Consider the following 17,872-nt stretch of genomic DNA (forward strand, 5'->3'; position numbering starts at 1 on the left):
GACGAGTGCCCATGGCCATCATCCAGACCCCCTATTCGAGCCTGCATGCCCTGATCATCGACGACATGTCGGTGCAGCAGACCACCTTGCGCGGCCAGTTGACGTCTCTGGGCATCGGCAAGATCGATTCGGCCACCACCGCCGACGACGCCCTGCGCCTGATCCGCAGCCGCCCCTACGGGCTGATCCTGTGCGACTACAACCTGAACCATCGAACCGACGGCCAGCAGCTTTTTGAACACCTGCGCGACCTCGACCTGTTGCCTGCCGACTGCCTGTTCTTCATGATCACGGCCGAGAGCGGCTACGGCTCGGTCGCGTCGGCCACCGAACACAAACCCGACGCCTACCTGCTCAAGCCGATCACCGCGGTCGACATCGGTGACCGCCTGAAACTCATGCTGGAGAAGCGGCAGGTGCTGCAGCGCGTCAGCCAATGCCAGCGCCGAGGCGATCTGGCCGGCGCGGTGAGCGAATGCGACGCCTTGCTGGCCCGCAAGGATCGCTGGTTCATGCAGGCCCTGCAGTTGAAAGGCCAGACCCTGCTGCAACTGGGCCGTCACGAGGACGCCAAAGCGGTCTACCGACAGGCGCTCGAGGCCCGGTCCGACCTGATCTGGGCCCAACTGGGCTTGGCGCGGGCCCACAAGGCCGCCGGCCAGTTCGAGGAGGCCAAGATGATCGCCAACGACATCATCCACTCGAAGGACGGCGACAAGCATGTGGCCGCCTACGACGTGATGGCCGAGGCGCTGGAGGCTCAGGGCGATCCCGAAGGGGCGCTTTGGGTGCTGCGCGATGCGGCCACCGTGGTGCCGTCGGCGCGCCGCCACCGGCTGGTCGGTGAAAGCGCCTACCGCAACGGCGACCTCGACACCGCCAAGGAAAGCTTTCTCAAGGTCACCAAGAGCACGGGCAATTCGGTGACGGCGCAGGCCCAGGACACGCTCAGCCTGGCCCAGACCCTGGTCGACCGGCACGAGACCAACGAAGCGCTGGCCCTGTTGGGCGATGGTCCGAGCGCCCATCGCAACAACCCGCAATTCGAACAGGTGTCGTTGGCGATCCGCGCCCAGGCCCAGGCCATCGCCGGCGACGCCGATGGCGCCCAGCAGACCTTGCGCCGCGCCCGCGAGACCATGCGCAAGGCCAAGGCCGACTTCGGCACCATCGCGCTGGCCAAGGCGGAACTGGTCACCGGGCATGAAGCAGCCGGGTTGGCGCTGCTCGAGAAGGCGGTCAGTGCCGACCACGAGAACCCGAGGGTTCGTCAGTTGATCGGCAAGGCGCTGCGCGACACCGGGCACGAGGACAAGATGGCGCAGGTCATCGATGCCGCCGCGGCCGGGCTGGAATCGCGGGTGAAGGAGGCCAAAGCCTTGTTCCGTGACAGCCGCATCGACGAGGCGCTGGCGACGATCGAGGCCGCTGTGCAGGACTACCCCGAAAACACCGGCGTGCTGCTTCAGGCGGCGCAGATGAACTGCCTGTCGCTGCGGCTGAAAAAGGCGCTCAACGCCACGGTGGTCGAGCGGGTGCAGCTCTACCTGACCCGTCTTGAAAAACTGATGCCGGCCAATGACCGGGTCACCCAGATGCAACGCTATTTCCGCGAGACGCTGGGGGCCCTGAGCCGCCCCAGCAGCGCTGCGGCGTGAGGACGGCACGCCATGAGTCCGGCCCTGATGGCACTCGTGGTGCACGACCTGAAGAATGAACTCGGTGCACTGGAAGCCACCCTGGCGACGTTGGCGACCCGAGCCGAAACCGCCGCAGCGGCCAGCGCCCATCGCCAATGCGCCGAGTTGCGCCAGCGCTTCATTCAGTTTCTGACCCTGTACGGCCCGGACGCCGAATTGCGCGTCCATGCGAGCGACGAATCCCCTTTGGCGTTGCTGTTGAGCTTGCTCGAGCGCGGCCGGGTGTTGCACCCCGACCTCCACTTGGAAGCGGTCGGCCTCGAAGCCGCGCCTGCGTTCTGGTATTTCGACGCCCGCCTGGTTCGCCTGGCGCTGGATGCCGCCTTGCACAATGCGGGCCGCTTCGCGCAGAAGACGATCACGCTGCAGGCGCTGGAACTGGACGGTTTTCTGGTTCTTCGCATCGACGATGACGGCCCCGGTCCGGGGGCGGTCGACCCGCAGGCCCTCCATGCCACCGGCCTGGGCACGGCACTGTGCGAGGCCGTTGGCCATGCCCACCACTGCGGCCCGCGGCAGGGCCGGGCCCGGCTGTTGCCGCGCCCGGGTGGCGGCGCCCGCTTCGAGCTCTGGCTGGCCTGATTCCGGCTAGAACAGACTGATCTGGGCGTCTGCCGGACCACCGGCCACCGGCTGGCGCCGCGGCGGCCGAAAACGAGTCAGGTCGAGGGCTGGCCGATCGGTGTGCAAACCCAGGCGCCGCGTGCTGGTCGCGAACCGCTGACGGATCAGATCGGCCCAGACGCCTTGGCCGGTCATGCGCGTCCCGAACCGGGCATCGTTGTCCTTGCCCTGCCGCAGGTCGCGGATGCGCGCCATCACGCGACGCGCGCGATCGGGAAAGTGCTGCTCCAGCCACTGCTGGAACAAGGGGTTCACTTCCCAGGGCAGGCGCAACACGATGGAAAAGGCGCTGCTCGCGCCGGCCTGCGCCGCGGCGGCAAGGATGCGCTCGATCTCGGGCTCGTTGATGAACGGAATCACCGGCGACACGCTCACCCCCACCGGCACGCCGGCATCGGACAGCGTGCGGATGGTCTGCAGCCGCCGCGCCGGCGATGTCGCCCTCGGCTCCAGGATACGGGCCAGCGCGGGGTCCAGCGTGGTCAGCGAAATGAACACCTGCGCCATGCCCTCCCTGGCCATCGGCGCGATCAGGTCCAGGTCGCGCTCGACACCCGCCGACTTGGTGATGATGGAAAACGCGTGTCGGCAACCCGCCAACACCTCGATCACACCGCGGGTGATGCGCAAACGCCGTTCAATCGGCTGGTACGCATCGGTCACCGATCCGATGTTGAGCGACTTCGGCACGTAGCTCGCGCGCGCCAGCGTGTCGCGCAAGCGCTCGGCCGCATTGATCTTGGCGACGATCCGGGTCTCGAAATCCAGTCCGGGCGACAGGTTCAGATAGCTGTGGGTCGGCCGCGCGTAGCAGTAGATGCAGCCGTGCTCGCAGCCCCGGTACGGGTTGATCGAGAGATCGAAGCGGATGTCGGGCGAATCGTTGCCGCTGACGATCGAGGCGACCCGTTCTTCGATCACCTGGGTCCCCGTCGACAGCGATGAGGACCGGACCTCCTGTTGGACACCGCCCCAGCCGTCATCCACCGCCTCGCGCTGGTCAACGCTGAATCGATGGGGGATGACCCAACTCGTGCCGCGTCCCCGCAACGCCTCCGCGGGAGCCGTCATGGATCCGGAAGGCGACGTGAGGGGGAGGCAAGGCATACTGTATTTTCATACAGTTCGCTATCCTCCGCAAGCGACGACACCTTGCCCTGTCGGAGGCCGGACCGCCGAGACACGGCCGGATCAGGAGCCCTCAGTATTCACCGCCCATATGGGCATCCGGCGCCAGGTTGTCGAACCGGGTCAGCGGTTTCAGGAAGGCCAGGTGCAACGCACCCACCGGGCCGTTACGCTGTTTGCCGATGATGATCTCGGCGGTCCCCGGCACCTTGGAGTCTTCGCGGTTGTAGTAGTCGTCGCGATAGATGAACATGATGACGTCGGCGTCCTGCTCGATGGCGCCCGACTCGCGCAGATCGCTCATCATCGGCCGCTTGTCGGTGCGCGTCTCGACGCTTCGGTTGAGCTGCGACAGCGCGATCACCGGGCAGTTCAGTTCCTTGGCCAGCGCCTTCAAGCCACGCGAGATCTCCGAAATCTCGGTCGCACGGTTCTCGCCCGACGCATTGCCGCTGCCGCTCATCAACTGCAGGTAGTCGATCACGATCAGGCCGAGCTTGCCGCATTGGCGTGCCTGGCGCCGCGCCCGGGCGCGCAGTTCGGCCGGGTTCAGCGCCGGGGTCTCGTCGATGTAGATCGACGACTTCGACAGCTTGTCCACCGCCTCGGTCAGCCGCCCCCAATCGTCGTCGCGCAGCTTGCCGGTGCGCAGGCCGGATTGGTCGATCCGGCCGAGCGAGCCCACCATCCGCAACGCCAGTTGCGAGGCGCCCATTTCCATCGAGAACACCACCACCGGCAGGCCTTCGTTCACCGCCACGTTCTCGGCGATGTTCAGCGCGAAGGCGGTTTTGCCCATCGAGGGCCGAGCGGCGAGGATGATCAGATCGCCGCCCTGCAGACCGGCCGTCATCCGGTCGAGTTCGAAGAAACCGGTGCGCACGCCGGTGACGTCCTCGGCGCCGTTCTCGGCCAGCTCCGTGACGCGGTCGATCAACTGCATCACCAGGGTGTCCATGCCCTGGAAACCCTGTTTGGTGCGCTGCCCTTCCTCGCCGATCTTGAAGATCTTGCCTTCGGCCTCGTCCAGGATCTGCGAGACCTGCTTGCCCTGCGGATTGAAGGCCTGGGTGGCGATGTCGTCGCTGGCGGCGATCAGCTTGCGCAGGATCGCCCGCTCGCGGACGATCTCGGCATAGCGGCGCAGATTCGCTGCGCTGGGCACGCTTTGCGCCAGCGCGTTGAGATAGGCCAGCCCACCGCATTCGGCCGCCTTGCCCAGGTTCTGCAGCTGCTCGAAGACGGTGATCACGTCGGCGGGCTTGGACTGACCGATCAGCGTACCGACCGCACCGAAGATCATGCGGTGCTCGTAACGGTAGAAGTCGTCCTCCTTCAGCACGTCGGCGGCACGGTCCCAGGCACCGTTGTCCAGCATCAGGCCGCCCAGCACGCTTTGCTCGGCTTCGATCGAGTGCGGCGGGACGCGCAGGCGTGCGACCTCCTCGTCTCGGGGAGCACTGCGCGGATCGTGGGCGTCGAAGATCGTGGACATCTGGGAATGATAGGGTCCAGGCCTCCGCGGAGCTGTGGACAAGCCTGTGGATTTCGCGGGGAATGACGGTGAAGATCCACGCCACGCCAGAATGACAAAGGCCGGTTCGAGAACCGGCCTTGTTCAGTGACGAGGGATCGCGACGATCAGTCGGTCTCGCCCACCACCTTGACGGTGATCTCGACCACCACGTCGGTGTGGGCCGCGACGCTGACCGGGAACTCGCCCACGGCCTTCAGCGGGCCGTGCGGCATGCGCACCTGAGCCTTCGCGATCTGGAAGCCTTGCTTGGCCAGCGCGTCCGCCACGTCGTGGTTCGTGACCGAACCGAACAGGCGGCCGTCGACGCCCGCCTTCTGGCTGACCGTGACCGTCAGGCCGGCGAGCTTCTCGCCCACAGCTGTGGCAGCGGCCAACTTCTCGGCGGCCACCTTCTCGAGTTCGGCGCGGCGAACTTCGAATTCCTTGATCGCGGCCTCGGTGGCGCGGCGGGCGCGCTTGGTCGGGATCAGGAAGTTGCGGGCGTAGCCGTCCTTGACCTTGACGATGTCGCCCAGGTTGCCCAGGTTCGCCACTTTGTCCAGCAGGATGATTTGCATGGTGGTGGCTCCTTAGACGCGGTGCATGTCGCTGTACGGCAGCATCGCCAGGAAGCGCGAGCGCTTGATGGCCGTGGTGAGCTGACGCTGGAAGAAGGCGCGCGTGCCGGTCAGGCGGGCGGGCGTGATCTTGCCGTTTTCACCGATGAAATCGCGCAGCAGATCCACGTCCTTGTAGTCGATGTGCTCGACGCCGGTGACGGTGAAGCGGCAGAACTTCTTGCGGCGGAACAGCAGCGATTGCTGGTTGCGCTTGGGACGGCGGTCCTTGGAAAATCTTGACTTGGGCGGGGGCATGTCTATGACCTCTGAAAAATAGCGAATCCGGTGATCAAACAGATGCGGGTTCGGTCGGCACGATCTCGTTGACGTGAAACACAAGACCCTTGCCATTGCGGGTGGCGGCCAGGAATCCGGCAAAGCTGCACGGTGTTCCGAGCGCCAACGCGTTGGCGGTCTTGGTGACGGCCCCGATCGCCACCGCCTTGATCTCCAGGGAGACCTTGCGCGGCAGGCCGTCTTCGCTGACCTCGGACTCGTGCTTGAGCTTCAAGTCCAGGGCCGGCAAGCCGGCGGGGGTGTAACGCATCGCACCACGCTCGACCATCTGGGCAGCAAGAACCAAGCGGTTCATCGCAACGCCCCGTCAGGCCGGGCTGAACCCTCGTAACTCAGGCCGTGGTCTCCTGGGCGGCCTTGCGGGCCTCTTCCTTTTCGACCGACTTCATCATGACGGACGGGCCGGTTTCGGCCTTGTCCACCTTGACGGTCAGGTGACGCAGCACGGCGTCGTTGAACCGGAAGCCGGTCTCGAGTTCGCCCAGCACGGCGCTGGAGCACTCGATGTTCAGGCACAGGTAGTGGGCCTTGGCGAGCTTCTGGATCATGTAGGCCAGCTGACGGCGGCCCCAGTCTTCCACCCGATGGACCTTGCCACCGCCATTGGTGATCAGGGTCTTGTAGCGCTCCAGCATGGCCGGAACCTGTTCGCTTTGATCCGGATGGATCAGCAGAACGATTTCATAGTGACGCATGAATACTCCTTTGGGATTCCAAAATCGGAAGCCGCCCTGCGCGTCAGCGATGCAGGTGCGGCAAGGGGAATCGAAAATTATAGCAGGACTCGCCCGAACGTCGGTGTATCAGCGCTTGGCTGCCAACCGCGTCCAGGTCTCGATGACGGAATCCGGATTCAACGAGATCGAGACGATGCCCTCGGCCGCCAGCCACTCGGCGAAGTCCGGATGATCGCTGGGGCCCTGGCCGCAGATGCCGATGTACTTGCCCGTCGCGCGGCAGGCTGCGATGGCACGCGAGATCAAGGCCTTGACGGCCGGATCGCGTTCGTCGAAGTCTGCCGCCAACTGCTCCAGCCCCGAATCGCGATCCAGCCCCAGCGTCAGCTGGGTCAGGTCGTTGGAGCCGATCGACATGCCGTCGAAATGCGCCAGGAACTGGTCGGCGAGCAAGGCGTTGCTGGGCACCTCGCACATCATGATCAGCCGCAATCCGTCCTGGCCCCGCTTCAGGCCGCGGGCCGCCAGCAAGGCTTCGACCCGTTCGGCCTGGCGCACCGTGCGCACGAAGGGGACCATGATCTCGACGTTGGTCAGCCCCATGTCGTTGCGAACGCGCTTCAGGGCCTCGCACTCCATGCCGAAGGCGTCGGTGAACTCGCCGCTGATATAGCGCGAGGCGCCGCGGAAACCCAGCATCGGATTTTCTTCGTCGGGCTCGTAGCGCGAGCCGCCGATCAGCTTCTTGTACTCGTTGGACTTGAAGTCCGACAAGCGGACGATGACCGGCTTGGGCCAGAACGCGGCGGCGATGGTGGCCACGCCCTCGGCCACCTTGTCGACGTAGAAGGCCCGTGGCGACGCGTGGCCACGGGCCACCGATTCCACTGCCTTTTTCAGGTCCGGGTCGACATTCGGATAGTCGAGGATGGCCTTGGGGTGGACGCCGATGTTGTTGTTGATGATGAACTCCAGTCGCGCCAGACCGACGCCGGAGTTCGGGATCTGCGCGAAATTGAAGGCCAGCTGCGGGTTGCCGACGTTCATCATGATCTTCACCGGGCAATACGGCATCTCGCCGCGCGCCACCTCGCTGACCTCGGTCTCCAGCAAGCCGTCGTAGACGAAGCCGGTATCGCCCTCCGAGCACACGACGGTCACCAGTTGGCCATCCACCAGCTTGTCGGTGGCATCGCCACAGCCGACCACCGCCGGAATCCCCAGCTCACGCGCGATGATGGCGGCGTGGCAGGTGCGTCCACCGCGGTTGGTGACGATGGCGCTGGCGCGCTTCATCACCGGCTCCCAGTTCGGATCGGTCATGTCGGTGACCAACACGTCACCCGGCTGGACCCGGTCCATCTCGGCGATCGAACTGACCAGCCGGACCGGACCGGTGCCGATCTTCTGGCCGATCGCACGCCCTTCGGCCAGCACGGTGCTGTGGCCCTTCAGCTTGTAGCGATGCTCGACCTGCCCCTCGGCCTGGCTGCGGACCGTTTCCGGCCGTGCCTGAAGGATGTAGAGCTTGCCGTCGACGCCATCCTTGCCCCATTCGATGTCCATCGGCCGGCCATAGTGCTTCTCGATGACCAGCGCATATCGGGCCAGTTCGACCACGTCGGCGTCGTTCAGCGAGTAGCGGTTGCGCTGCTCGGGCGGCGTGTCGACGGTGCGCACCAGCTTGCCGCTGGCCGCCTTTTCTTCGGGCGAGGCGAACTCCATGCGAATCAGCTTGGAGCCCAGGCTGCGCCGGATGACCGGGAACTTGCCCGCCTCCAGCGCCGGCTTGTGCACGTAGAACTCGTCGGGGTTGACGGCGCCCTGCACCACCGTCTCGCCCAGGCCATAGCTGGAGGTGATGAACACCACGTCCTTGAAGCCCGACTCGGTGTCGATCGTGAACATCACGCCCGCCGCACCGACATCCGAGCGGACCATGCGCTGCACGCCGGCCGACAAGGCCACCTCGGCATGGGTGAAGCCCTTGTGCACGCGGTAGCTGATGGCCCGGTCGTTGTAGAGCGAGGCGAAGACCTCCTTCATCTTGTGCAGCACCTCGTCGATGCCATGCACATTGAGAAAGGTCTCCTGCTGACCGGCGAACGAGGCGTCCGGCAGGTCTTCCGCCGTGGCGGACGAGCGCACCGCCCACGTGGCATCGGGCGCATCGCCCGCCACGCGGGCATATTCGGCACGCACCGCGGCGTCCAGTGCCGGCGGGAACGGCGCATCGATCAGCCATTGCCGGATCTCCGCACCGGCTTCGGCCAGCGCCCGAACATCGTCGGTGTCCAGCGCGTCGAGGCGGGCGTTGATCTTGTCCGTCAGACCGCCATGACTCAGGAACTCACGGAAGGCGTGGGCCGTGGTGGCGAAGCCACCGGGCACCCGCACGCCCGAGGCGGCCAATTGACTGATCATCTCGCCGAGGCTGGCATTCTTGCCGCCAACGACCTCGACGTCGGTCATTCTCAGTTGTTCAAACGGGACGACCAGGGCGGCCGCCAGATGGGTTGCAGACATGGGAAAGCTCCTTGATGACAAAAATCCGGTGGCGTCACCCTTGCCGCAGCCCTTGCCTGCGCTGCCCTGCATTGGAATTCGAGTGGTGGGCAGCGCGAAGACATGGAGCGGAGCCCGGACAAATCTTGTCGGCGGGCGAAAAGAAGACGCAATGGTCCGCATTCTACGGACGGATTGCCTATCATCGACAGGACTTTGTCTCCGCAAAGCCGTGCTGAAAATTCCACTCTGAGCGCCCTGGCGAGTCCCCATGCCCAATCGCACCGTATTCTTTGTTTCGGACGGCACCGGTATCACCGCCGAAACCTTCGGCAACTCCATCCTGGCCCAGTTTTCGGCCAAACCCAGGCACGTGCGGCGGCCTTTCATCGACACCCTGGAGAAGGCCGACCGCGTGGTGTCCGAGATCAACGCCACGGCCGAGGCCGAAGGCCGGCGGCCGATCGTCTTCATCACGCTGGCCAACACGGCGGTTCGCGAGGTCCTGACGGACGCGTCCTGCAAGGCCTTGGTGCTGGACATGTTCAAGTCCTTCGTCGAGCCCCTGGAAGAAGAGTTCGGCCTGAAGTCGAACCACCGGGTCGGCCGCTTCTCGGACGCGGCCAAGAGCGAGGAATATCACGACCGCATCGAGGCGATCAACTTCTCGCTCGCCCACGACGATGGCCAATCCGCCAAGAACCTGGAAGCCGCGGACGTGATCCTGGTCGGCGTCAGCCGCAGCGGCAAGACGCCGACCTCGCTCTATCTGGCGATGCAGCACGGCATCAAGGCGGCCAATTACCCGCTGATCCCGGAAGACTTCGAGCGAGGCCACCTGCCGTCGACCCTGTCGCCGCACAAGCGCAAATGCTTCGGGCTGACCATCGACCCCGCGCGCCTGAGCCAGATCCGCAACGAACGCCGCCCTGACAGCCGGTACGCCTCGATCGAGAACTGCCGCCACGAGGTGCACGAGGCCGAAAGCATGATGAAGCGCAGCGGCATTTCGTGGCTCAGCTCGACCCACAAGTCGATCGAGGAAATCGCGACCACCATCTTGCGCGACATCCGCCCGGACCGCCTGATCTACTGAGGCGGACGGCGGCCGGACGCGAGACGGCCGTCAGCGGCCGCGGCAGCTCTCGTAGAGGCAGATCGCAGCCGCGGCCGCCACGTTCAGCGACTCCTCGCCTCCGGGCTGTGGAATCCTGACGGTCTGGGTGCAGCGCCGCAGCAAGGTGTCGCCCACGCCCTGCCCTTCGTGCCCGAAGACCCAGGCGCAGGGGAACGGCAACGGACCCCGCCCGAGCACGCTGCCGGCGTGGGAACTGGTGGCCAGCATCGGCACCGTCATCGCCGTCAATGCCTCCGGCGACAGGCCCTCGTTCAGATCCAGTCCGAAATGGGCCCCCATGCCGGCACGCAGCACCTTGGGCGACCAGAGCGCTGCCGTGCCCTTGAGGGCCAGCACCTGCCGCACCCCGAAGGCCGCTGCGCTGCGCAGGATGCTGCCGACGTTGCCGGCGTCCTGCAGGCGGTCGAGCACCACGCTGAGCGCCGCAGGCGCGATGGGCGGCGGCGCCGGCAAGCTCAGCGTCGCACCGATCCGGGCGGGGGATTCCAGCGTGCTGAGCGACACCCACAAGGCATCGGGCAGGCACACGACGCGGCGCGCCCGATCGGCCCAGCCCCGCCAGTCGACCCGCGTCTGCCAGGCCGATTCGGCCACCACCATCTCGTCCAGCGACCACCCCCGGGTCCGTGCCGCGTCCACCAGGTGATCGCCTTCCAGCCACACCGAGCCGAGCTTCCGGTAGGCAGAGGGATCGGCGGTCAGCTTGCGAATGCGCTGCAGCAGCGGGTTGTCCCGCGAGGTGATCAATTCGGGTGGACTCATGCCGAGCGCCCCAGCACCTGGCGCACCGGGCCGAAACTTCGACGATGCACCGGTGCCGCACCGTGCGTGCGCAAGGCGGCCAGATGATCGGGGGTGGGATAGCCCTTGTGGGTCGCAAAACCGTACTGCGGCCACGCCGCGTGCAGTTGAAGACACAGGCGATCGCGATGGACCTTCGCCAGGATCGATGCGGCCGAGATCGCAGGCACCTTGGTGTCGCCCTTGACGATCGCTTCGCCCGGCACCCTCAGCATCGGCAGCCGGTTGCCGTCCACCACCACCTTGGCCGGCGGCAGCCGCAGGCCTTCGACCGCGCGGCGCATCGCCAGCATCGTCGCCTGCAGGATGTTCAATCGGTCGATTTCGTCGACGCTGGCCTCGGCAATGCAACAGCACAGCGCCTTGGCGCGGATCTCGTCGAACAAGGCCTCGCGCCGGCGCGCGGTCAGTTGCTTGGAGTCCCTCAGCCCGGCGATCGGATGCAGGTCGTCCAGGATCACGGCCGCGGCCACCACCGGCCCGGCCAGCGGGCCGCGGCCGGCTTCGTCGACACCCGCCATCAGGCCCGGTGCGTCGAATCGCAGGGCGATCTGCTCAGGCACGTCCAATGACTTTCGCGATCGCATGGCTGGCTTTCTGCGCGGTGTCCTGCCGCAGGCGGAGATGAAGATCGGCGAACCGCCGCTGCAAGGCCTGGCGACGCGGCGCGTCGTACAGCCAGGCCAGCGCTTCGCGCGCGATGGCCTGCGGCGTGGCCGCGTCCTGGATCAGTTCCGGCACGACAAACTCGCGCTCCAGGATGTTGGGCAGCCCGAACCAGGGCAGGTACGCCTTGCCGCGCATCAGGCGATAGTTCAGCGCATTCATCTTGTAGACGATGACCATCGGACGCTTGAACAGCGCCGCCTCCAGCGTGGCCGTCCCGCTGGCGATCAAGCTCAGGTCGCAGGCAGCGAGCGCCTCGTGCGAGCGTCCCTCCAGCCATTGCAGCTCCAGACCGGGCGCGTGCCGGGCGGCAAGGTCGAGCAACAGGGGACGCAAGCCCGGCGCCACCGGCAGCACGAACTTGAGCCCGGGCCGCTCTTTGCCCAGCAGCACGGCGGCCTGCAGCAGCGCCGGAGCGACGTGCTGGATCTCGCTGCGCCGGCTGCCGGGCAGCAGCGCGATCACGGTATCGGATTCCGAGAGGCCCAGAACCTTTCGATGGGGCCCGGCGGGCACCTCCAGCGGAATCTGATCGGCCAGCGGGTGGCCGACGTAGCTCGCCTGGACCCCGTGCCTGTCGAGCAGCTCGGGCTCGAACGGAAACAGGCACAGCACATGATCGGCCGCCGCCGCCAGCGTCCGCACCCGCTCGCCGCGCCAGGCCCAGATCGACGGGCAGACGAAATGCACCGTGCGCAGGCCGGCGGCGCGCAAGCGGGTCTCGAGCGCGAAGTTGAAGTCCGGCGCATCGACGCCGATGAACACGTCGGGGCGCTGCGCCAGCAGCCGCTTCGCCAGACGATGCCGGATCCCCAGCAATTCCGGCAGGTGGCGCAAGGCGTCCAGGTAGCCGAACACCGACAGCTTGCTGCTGGGCCACCAGGCATCGAAACCCTGCGAACACATCCTCGGGCCGCCGATGCCGCCGGCCTGCAGGTCAGGCCAGCGCTGCGCCAACCCCTGCAGCAGCAGGCCCGCCAGCAGATCGCCTGAGGCTTCTCCGGCGACCATCGCCAAACGGGGTGCCGGAGCCACCATGGACCGGGCCGCGACGCTCAGCGCACCAGGCCGCGCCGGGCGGTGGAGATGAAGTCGAGCATCACGGCGACATCGGCATCCGCATCCGCATCGGGCTGCTGGCCTCGCAAGGTACCGATCGCGTCCACGGCCTGGCCGAGCGTCAGCGACTCACGATACAAGAGCTTGTGCATCTGCCGGATCACCGCGATGCGTTCTGGGCTGAAACCCCGCCGCTTCAGACCCGTGAGGTTCACCGCCCGCACGGCCAACGGATTGCCATCGACCGTCATGTAGGGCGGGACGTCCTGCGCCACATGGCCCTGGAACCCCACCATCGCGTGGGCACCGATCTTGACGAACTGGTGGACCCCGGTCAGCCCGCCGATCACGGCCCAATCGCCCACATGGACATGCCCGGCCAGCGTGGCGTTGTTGGCCAGCACCGTGTGGTCACCCAGGCGTACATCGTGGGCGATGTGCACGTAGGCCATGATCCAGTTGTCGGAACCGATGCGCGTCACGCCCTCTTCCTTGAGCGTACCGGTGTTGAACGTACAGAACTCCCGCACCGTATTGCGATCACCGATGGACAGTTCGGTGGGCTCGCCGGCATAGCTCATGTCCTGCGGCACCGCGCCGATCGAGCTGAACTGGAAGAACCGGTTGTCGCGTCCGATGGTCGTGCGTCCCTGGACCACGCAATGCGGCCCGATCGTCGTCCCCGCAGCGATGCGGACCTCGGGGCCGATCAAGGCATAGGCGCCGACCGTGACGCTGTCATCGAGCTCGGCACCCGCCTCGACGATGGCGGTGGGGTGGATTCTGGTCATGCGCGCCGGAAGATCAATCGATCTTGCGCATCGTGCACATCAGCTCGGCCTCCACCGCCAGTTCGGTGCCGACGGTGGCCCGTGCGTGGTACTTGTAGATGCCCGACTTGGCGCGCAGCAGCCGCGCCTCGATCAGCAACTGGTCCCCCGGCTCGACCGGGCGCTTGAACCGGGCGCCGTCGATGCCTGCAAAGTAAACCACCATGTCATCGCCCGGATCCTGCTCCATCGACGCGAAGGACAGCAATGCCGCGGCCTGGGCCATGGCTTCGAGCATCAGCACGCCCGGCATCACTGGCCGGTGGGGGAAATGCCCCATGAAAAACGGCTCGTTGATGGTGACGTTCTTCAACGCCAGGACGCGCTGGTTCTTTTCCAGCTCCAGCACCCGATCGACGAGCAGGAATGGGTAGCGATGCGGCAACCGCTTCAGGATCTGGTGGATGTCCATCGTCATGGCGTGATCTTCTTCTCGAGTGCGCGAAGCCGGCTTCGCAAGGTGTGCAACTGACGCAGCGTGGCCGCGTTCTTTTCCCAGCTCGCATTGTCATCGATCGGAAACACGCCGCTGTATTGACCGGGCTTGAGGATGGAGCTCATCACGCAACTGGCTGCCGACACATGGACGTGATCGGCGATCTCCAGGTGCCCCAGGATCATCGCGGCACCGCCAAAGGTGCAGTGCGCGCCGATGCGCGCGCTGCCTGCCACCCCGACGCAACCGGCCATTGCGGTGTGGCGGCCGATGTGCACGTTGTGGGCGATCTGGATCAGGTTGTCGAGCTTGACCCCGTCCTCGATCACGGTGTCGTCCAGGGCGCCCCGATCGATGCAGGTGTTGGCGCCGATGTCCACGTCGTCGCCGATGCGCACGGCGCCCAGCTGTTCGATCTTTTCCCAGCGCCCTTCAAACGGTGCGAAGCCGAAACCGTCGGCACCGATCACCGCGCCGCTGTGCACGGTGCCTCGCTGACCGATTCGACAGTCCCGCCCGAAGCTCACCCGTGCCGCGAAGCGCGTGTACGCGCCCACCACGGCGCCAGCGCCGACATGGCCGTGCGAACCGATGACGGCCCCCTCGCCGATATGGACGTCATCCTCGATCACCGTCATCGGCCCGACGCTGGCGGACGGATGGATCGTCACGCGCTGGCCGATCACGGCGCTGGGATGGATGCCCGCATCGACCTTGCGGCCCCGGTGCGCCACCCACCAGCGCGTCAGGCGTGCGTAGTACAGGTAGGGGTCGGCGGTCACGATCGCGGCACCGCAGCGCGCCAACGCGGCGTCGCGAAATTCCTCGCGCACGATCACGCACCCTGCCTGGCTGGCCGCCAGCTGCGATTGCAGCCTGGCCTGAGCCAGGAAGCTGATCGCGTTCACATCGGCATGCGCCAGAGAGGCAATGCGCTGAACGCGGCGTTCGCCGTCCCCGTGCAGTGAACCGCCGAGAGCCTCGACCAGATCCAGCAAGCGCACGCCAGCGGTCGAACCCCCGAGCGAGGTCATGGTCGCCGAGCCATTCACTTGCCGGCGTTGAGCGCGTCGATCACCTTGTTGGTGATGTCTACCTTCGGCCCGGCGAAGACAACCTCTTGCAGGATCAGATCGTATTTCTCGGTCTCGAAGATCTGCTTGATGACCTTGCTCGCCCGCTCGCTGACCGCCGCGAGTTCCTCGTTCTTGCGCTGGTTCAGGTCTTCCAGCAAGGCCCGGCGCTTGCGCTCGAAATCGACCTGCTGCTCGCCCAGATCACGCTGGCGGCGGGTGCGCTCGGCTTCCGACAGCGTCAGGCCGTCCTTCTCGAGCTTGTCGAACGCGGCACGCAGCTTGGTACCGGTGTCGTTCAGGTCGGCCTCGCGCTTCTTGAACTCCGCTTCCAGCTTGGCCTGCGCAGCCTTGGCGGGAGCGGACTCGCGCAACACGCGTTCGCCGTTGACATAGCCGATCTTCAATTCCTGGGCCTGGGCTTGTGTGACGCAAAAGGTCAAGCTCAGCGCCGCAGCGGCCACCAGGGATTTCATGAGCGAGGTCATCATCAGAAAGCCGTTCCGATCTGAAACTGGAAGCGTTGGATTTTATCGCCTGGGAAGGCGCGCCATGGGATCCCGTAGCTCAGCTTGAACGGCCCGACCGGCGACACCCAGCTCAGCCCCAGGCCGTAGGAGGCCCGCAACTGGGTCAGGTCCATCGACTGCCCGGTGCGCCACACGTTGCCGGCATCGGCGAACGCGAAGATGCGCAAGGATTTGTCGTTACCCGTTCCCGGCACCGGGAAATACAGCTCGGAGTTCAAGTTCAAGCGCTTCGGACCGCCATCGAATGCCCCCGTGATGTCGACACCGCCGAACGAACCTTGCTCGAAAGCCCGCACCGAACCCAGGCCGCCGCCATAGAAGTTCTTGAAGATCGGATAGGGCTTGCCTTCGAGGCCATAGCCCAGCCCGACCTCGCCGTTCAGGCCCAGCGTCAGCTTGTGCGGCAACTCGAAATACTGCTGATACTGCCCGTTCACCCGCGCGTAGCGGACCTGGCCCAGCAAGCTGAAATCGATGTTCAAGCGCTGGTAGCGTCCACGGGTGGGCACCATCGGGTTGTCGCGCTCTTCGCGCGCCCAGCCGATCGTCAGCGGGATCGCGACGCTGTGGGAGCCGAAGGTCTCGGCGTAGGTGTAATAGCTGTTGGGCACCCCCGCCGACGTCCCGATGATGGTTTCCTCCGCACCCACGCCGAAGAACACGGTGTCGAACTCGGTGAACGGCACCCCGAACTTGATCGCCGCCCCCGGCGTCGCAAGCTGATAGGTGTCGCCCAGGCTGTTCAACGGCTTGGACGTGCGGTAGTAGAGGTCGATGGCGCGGGAAATCCCGTCGTCGGTGAAATAGGGGTCGACCGTGCTCACCACCAGGTTGCGCTGAGACTTGCTGGTGTTGACTTCCAGGCCCAGGTAATTGCCGGTCCCGAAGACGTTTTCCTTTCGGATCGAGCCCGAGAGGGAGATCTTGTCAGCGCTCGAAAAGCCGGCAGCCAGCGACAGGCTGCCGGTCGGCTTCTCGGTGACGTTGATCACCAGGTCGACCTGGTCCGGTGCCCCCGGCACTTCATTGGTGTCGATGGAGACATCGGTGAAGAAACCCAGGCGCTCGACGCGATCGCGCGACAGCTTGATCTTCGCGCCGTCGTACCAAGCCGATTCGAACTGCCGGAATTCCCGCCGGATCACCTCGTCGCGGGTCACCGTGTTGCCGGCCACGTTGACGCGCCTGACGTAGACACGCTGCCCGGGACTGCACTGGAACACGACCACCACCTGACCGGTCTTGCGGTCGATCTCGGTGCGGGGCTCGACACGCGCAAAGGCATAGCCGAAGGTGCCGTACAAGTCGGTGAACTGCTTGGCCGTCGCGGTGACCTCGTCGCCCCGATACCCCTGGCCCGGCTTCACCAGCACACGATTGCGGAAATCGCCCTCACGGCCCAGGAAGTCGCCTTCAAGCTTGACGCCGGTGACGGTATACGGTTGCCCTTCGTCGATGGTGATCGCGATGCTGATGTTCTGCTTGTCGGGCGAGATCGTGACCTGGGTCGACTTGATGTCGAACTCCAGATAGCCACGGTTCAGATAGTAGGAGCGGATCTTCTCCAGGTCGGCGTTCAGCTTGGTGCGCGCATAGCGATCGGACTTGGTGTACCAGGTCAGCCAGCCGCCGGTGGTCAGATCCATCAGGTCGAGCAAGGTCGACTCGGACACCGCCTTGGCACCGATGATGTGGATGTCGCGAATCTTCGCCACGTCGCCCTCGACGACGTTGAACGCGATGTTGACCCGGTTGCGCTCGACCGGTGTCACGGTCGTGACGACCTCGGCACCGTACAGGCTCTTGGAAAGGTACTGGCGCTTGATTTCCTGTTCCGCACGATCCAGCACGGCCTTGTCGTAGGGCATGCCTTCACCGATGCCGTTCTCCTTCAGGGCCTTGAGCAAGGTGTCCTTGTCGAACTCCTTCAGGCCGGTGAAGCTCACGGTCGCCACCAGCGCGCGCTCGTTGACCACCACCACCACCACCTTGCCATCGAGATCGATGCGCACATCGGTGAACAAACCCGTGGCGAACAACGAGCGCAGCGCGGCTGCACCCTTGTCGTCGGTATAGGTGTCGCCGACACGAAAGGGCAGCGCGGCAAAAACGCTGCCGGGATCGCCGCGCTGCAGGCCTTCGACCCGGATATCGCTGATCGTGAAGGGCTCGGCCGCCCATGCAGGAACACCCAGCGAAGCGGCCAGCAGCGCCACACAGGCGGGCACCGGGCGCAGCAGGCTCGAAAGAAAGGAAGATGGCATTGGAGGTG

General features: G+C 65.7%; 18 protein-coding genes. 3 read left to right on the forward strand and 15 right to left on the reverse strand.

Annotated elements, in window-relative coordinates; translation table 11 throughout:
* Positions 1-11 precede the first annotated feature (11 nt).
* Both AC0N04_RS14650 and AC0N04_RS14655 read left to right on the forward strand, forming a co-directional pair.
* Complete coding sequence (locus tag AC0N04_RS14650) at positions 12-1,658, forward strand: tetratricopeptide repeat protein (protein WP_474282908.1); 1,647 nt, start codon at positions 12-14, stop codon at positions 1,656-1,658.
* Positions 1,659-1,670: 12 nt separating this feature from the next.
* The gene (locus tag AC0N04_RS14655) at positions 1,671-2,282 is read left to right on the forward strand and encodes a histidine kinase (protein ID WP_474282910.1); all 612 of its coding nucleotides are present in this window, start codon (positions 1,671-1,673) and stop codon (positions 2,280-2,282) included.
* A gap of 6 nt (positions 2,283-2,288) precedes the next feature.
* Here AC0N04_RS14655 and AC0N04_RS14660 read toward each other — a convergent pair whose 3' ends face one another.
* The 7 genes from AC0N04_RS14660 to ppsA form a co-directional block, all read right to left on the reverse strand.
* A complete protein-coding gene (locus tag AC0N04_RS14660; RefSeq protein WP_474282912.1) occupies positions 2,289-3,395 on the reverse strand; it encodes a PA0069 family radical SAM protein in 1,107 nt (368 codons plus the stop codon).
* A 130-nt stretch (positions 3,396-3,525) separates the two neighbouring features.
* Complete coding sequence (dnaB, locus tag AC0N04_RS14665; protein ID WP_474282914.1) at positions 3,526-4,947, reverse strand: replicative DNA helicase; 1,422 nt, start codon at positions 4,945-4,947, stop codon at positions 3,526-3,528.
* Between the two features lie 146 nt (positions 4,948-5,093).
* Positions 5,094-5,546: a 50S ribosomal protein L9 gene (rplI, locus tag AC0N04_RS14670; protein WP_474282916.1), complete on the reverse strand. Its 453-nt coding sequence runs from the start codon at positions 5,544-5,546 to the stop codon at positions 5,094-5,096.
* Between the two features lie 12 nt (positions 5,547-5,558).
* Positions 5,559-5,843 (reverse strand): 30S ribosomal protein S18, encoded by a 285-nt coding sequence (gene rpsR, locus AC0N04_RS14675; RefSeq protein ID WP_474282918.1) that lies wholly within the window; start codon positions 5,841-5,843, stop codon positions 5,559-5,561.
* Positions 5,844-5,877: 34 nt separating this feature from the next.
* Positions 5,878-6,180: a primosomal replication protein N gene (gene priB, locus AC0N04_RS14680; RefSeq protein ID WP_474282920.1), complete on the reverse strand. Its 303-nt coding sequence runs from the start codon at positions 6,178-6,180 to the stop codon at positions 5,878-5,880.
* 37 nt (positions 6,181-6,217) lie between these two features.
* Positions 6,218-6,580 (reverse strand): 30S ribosomal protein S6, encoded by a 363-nt coding sequence (gene rpsF / locus AC0N04_RS14685; RefSeq protein WP_474282922.1) that lies wholly within the window; start codon positions 6,578-6,580, stop codon positions 6,218-6,220.
* A gap of 108 nt (positions 6,581-6,688) precedes the next feature.
* Positions 6,689-9,088, reverse strand: a complete 2,400-nt coding sequence (ppsA, locus tag AC0N04_RS14690) for a phosphoenolpyruvate synthase (protein ID WP_474282924.1) — start codon at positions 9,086-9,088, stop codon at positions 6,689-6,691.
* Positions 9,089-9,338: 250 nt separating this feature from the next.
* On the opposite strand from ppsA, the gene ppsR reads away from it, so the two are divergent.
* Positions 9,339-10,163: a posphoenolpyruvate synthetase regulatory kinase/phosphorylase PpsR gene (gene ppsR, locus AC0N04_RS14695; protein ID WP_474282926.1), complete on the forward strand. Its 825-nt coding sequence runs from the start codon at positions 9,339-9,341 to the stop codon at positions 10,161-10,163.
* A 30-nt stretch (positions 10,164-10,193) separates the two neighbouring features.
* Here ppsR and AC0N04_RS14700 read toward each other — a convergent pair whose 3' ends face one another.
* The 8 genes from AC0N04_RS14700 to bamA are packed head-to-tail and all read right to left on the reverse strand — an operon-like array spanning position 10,194 to position 17,864.
* Complete coding sequence (locus tag AC0N04_RS14700) at positions 10,194-10,967, reverse strand: TrmH family RNA methyltransferase (protein ID WP_474282928.1); 774 nt, start codon at positions 10,965-10,967, stop codon at positions 10,194-10,196.
* Positions 10,964-11,593, reverse strand: a complete 630-nt coding sequence (gene rnhB, locus AC0N04_RS14705; protein ID WP_474282930.1) for a ribonuclease HII — start codon at positions 11,591-11,593, stop codon at positions 10,964-10,966. Before rnhB ends, AC0N04_RS14700 begins: the two co-directional genes overlap by 4 nt.
* Complete coding sequence (gene lpxB / locus AC0N04_RS14710) at positions 11,562-12,683, reverse strand: lipid-A-disaccharide synthase (RefSeq protein ID WP_474282932.1); 1,122 nt, start codon at positions 12,681-12,683, stop codon at positions 11,562-11,564. Before lpxB ends, rnhB begins: the two co-directional genes overlap by 32 nt.
* 44 nt (positions 12,684-12,727) lie before the next feature.
* Positions 12,728-13,522, reverse strand: a complete 795-nt coding sequence (gene lpxA / locus AC0N04_RS14715; protein ID WP_474282934.1) for an acyl-ACP--UDP-N-acetylglucosamine O-acyltransferase — start codon at positions 13,520-13,522, stop codon at positions 12,728-12,730.
* A gap of 13 nt (positions 13,523-13,535) precedes the next feature.
* Entirely contained in the window at positions 13,536-13,979 is a 444-nt protein-coding gene (gene fabZ / locus AC0N04_RS14720; RefSeq protein ID WP_474282936.1) for a 3-hydroxyacyl-ACP dehydratase FabZ, read from the reverse strand.
* Positions 13,976-15,031, reverse strand: coding sequence for a UDP-3-O-(3-hydroxymyristoyl)glucosamine N-acyltransferase (gene lpxD / locus AC0N04_RS14725; protein WP_474282938.1), 1,056 nt, complete (start codon positions 15,029-15,031; stop codon positions 13,976-13,978). The genes fabZ and lpxD overlap by 4 nt, the downstream gene beginning before the upstream one ends.
* Before the next feature lie 14 nt (positions 15,032-15,045).
* The gene (locus AC0N04_RS14730; RefSeq protein WP_474282940.1) at positions 15,046-15,561 is read right to left on the reverse strand and encodes an OmpH/Skp family outer membrane protein; all 516 of its coding nucleotides are present in this window, start codon (positions 15,559-15,561) and stop codon (positions 15,046-15,048) included.
* Positions 15,561-17,864: an outer membrane protein assembly factor BamA gene (bamA, locus tag AC0N04_RS14735; protein WP_474282942.1), complete on the reverse strand. Its 2,304-nt coding sequence runs from the start codon at positions 17,862-17,864 to the stop codon at positions 15,561-15,563. The genes AC0N04_RS14730 and bamA overlap by 1 nt, the downstream gene beginning before the upstream one ends.
* Positions 17,865-17,872 lie beyond the last annotated feature (8 nt).

Source organism: Ideonella sp. sgz306126, from assembly GCF_056032705.1.

Coding starts and splice junctions, on each gene's coding strand:
- lpxB (WP_474282932.1), bottom strand. CDS start 12,683: ATGGTCGCCGGAGAAGCCTCAGGCGATCTGCTGGCGGGCCTGCTGCTG.
- rpsR (WP_474282918.1), bottom strand. CDS start 5,843: ATGCCCCCGCCCAAGTCAAGATTTTCCAAGGACCGCCGTCCCAAGCGC.
- rpsF (WP_474282922.1), bottom strand. CDS start 6,580: ATGCGTCACTATGAAATCGTTCTGCTGATCCATCCGGATCAAAGCGAA.
- ppsR (WP_474282926.1), top strand. CDS start 9,339: ATGCCCAATCGCACCGTATTCTTTGTTTCGGACGGCACCGGTATCACC.
- lpxD (WP_474282938.1), bottom strand. CDS start 15,031: ATGACCTCGCTCGGGGGTTCGACCGCTGGCGTGCGCTTGCTGGATCTG.
- rnhB (WP_474282930.1), bottom strand. CDS start 11,593: ATGCGATCGCGAAAGTCATTGGACGTGCCTGAGCAGATCGCCCTGCGA.
- AC0N04_RS14730 (WP_474282940.1), bottom strand. CDS start 15,561: ATGATGACCTCGCTCATGAAATCCCTGGTGGCCGCTGCGGCGCTGAGC.
- dnaB (WP_474282914.1), bottom strand. CDS start 4,947: ATGTCCACGATCTTCGACGCCCACGATCCGCGCAGTGCTCCCCGAGAC.
- AC0N04_RS14660 (WP_474282912.1), bottom strand. CDS start 3,395: ATGACGGCTCCCGCGGAGGCGTTGCGGGGACGCGGCACGAGTTGGGTC.
- priB (WP_474282920.1), bottom strand. CDS start 6,180: ATGAACCGCTTGGTTCTTGCTGCCCAGATGGTCGAGCGTGGTGCGATG.
- bamA (WP_474282942.1), bottom strand. CDS start 17,864: ATGCCATCTTCCTTTCTTTCGAGCCTGCTGCGCCCGGTGCCCGCCTGT.
- fabZ (WP_474282936.1), bottom strand. CDS start 13,979: ATGACGATGGACATCCACCAGATCCTGAAGCGGTTGCCGCATCGCTAC.
- AC0N04_RS14700 (WP_474282928.1), bottom strand. CDS start 10,967: ATGAGTCCACCCGAATTGATCACCTCGCGGGACAACCCGCTGCTGCAG.
- AC0N04_RS14650 (WP_474282908.1), top strand. CDS start 12: ATGGCCATCATCCAGACCCCCTATTCGAGCCTGCATGCCCTGATCATC.
- rplI (WP_474282916.1), bottom strand. CDS start 5,546: ATGCAAATCATCCTGCTGGACAAAGTGGCGAACCTGGGCAACCTGGGC.
- lpxA (WP_474282934.1), bottom strand. CDS start 13,522: ATGACCAGAATCCACCCCACCGCCATCGTCGAGGCGGGTGCCGAGCTC.
- ppsA (WP_474282924.1), bottom strand. CDS start 9,088: ATGTCTGCAACCCATCTGGCGGCCGCCCTGGTCGTCCCGTTTGAACAA.
- AC0N04_RS14655 (WP_474282910.1), top strand. CDS start 1,671: ATGAGTCCGGCCCTGATGGCACTCGTGGTGCACGACCTGAAGAATGAA.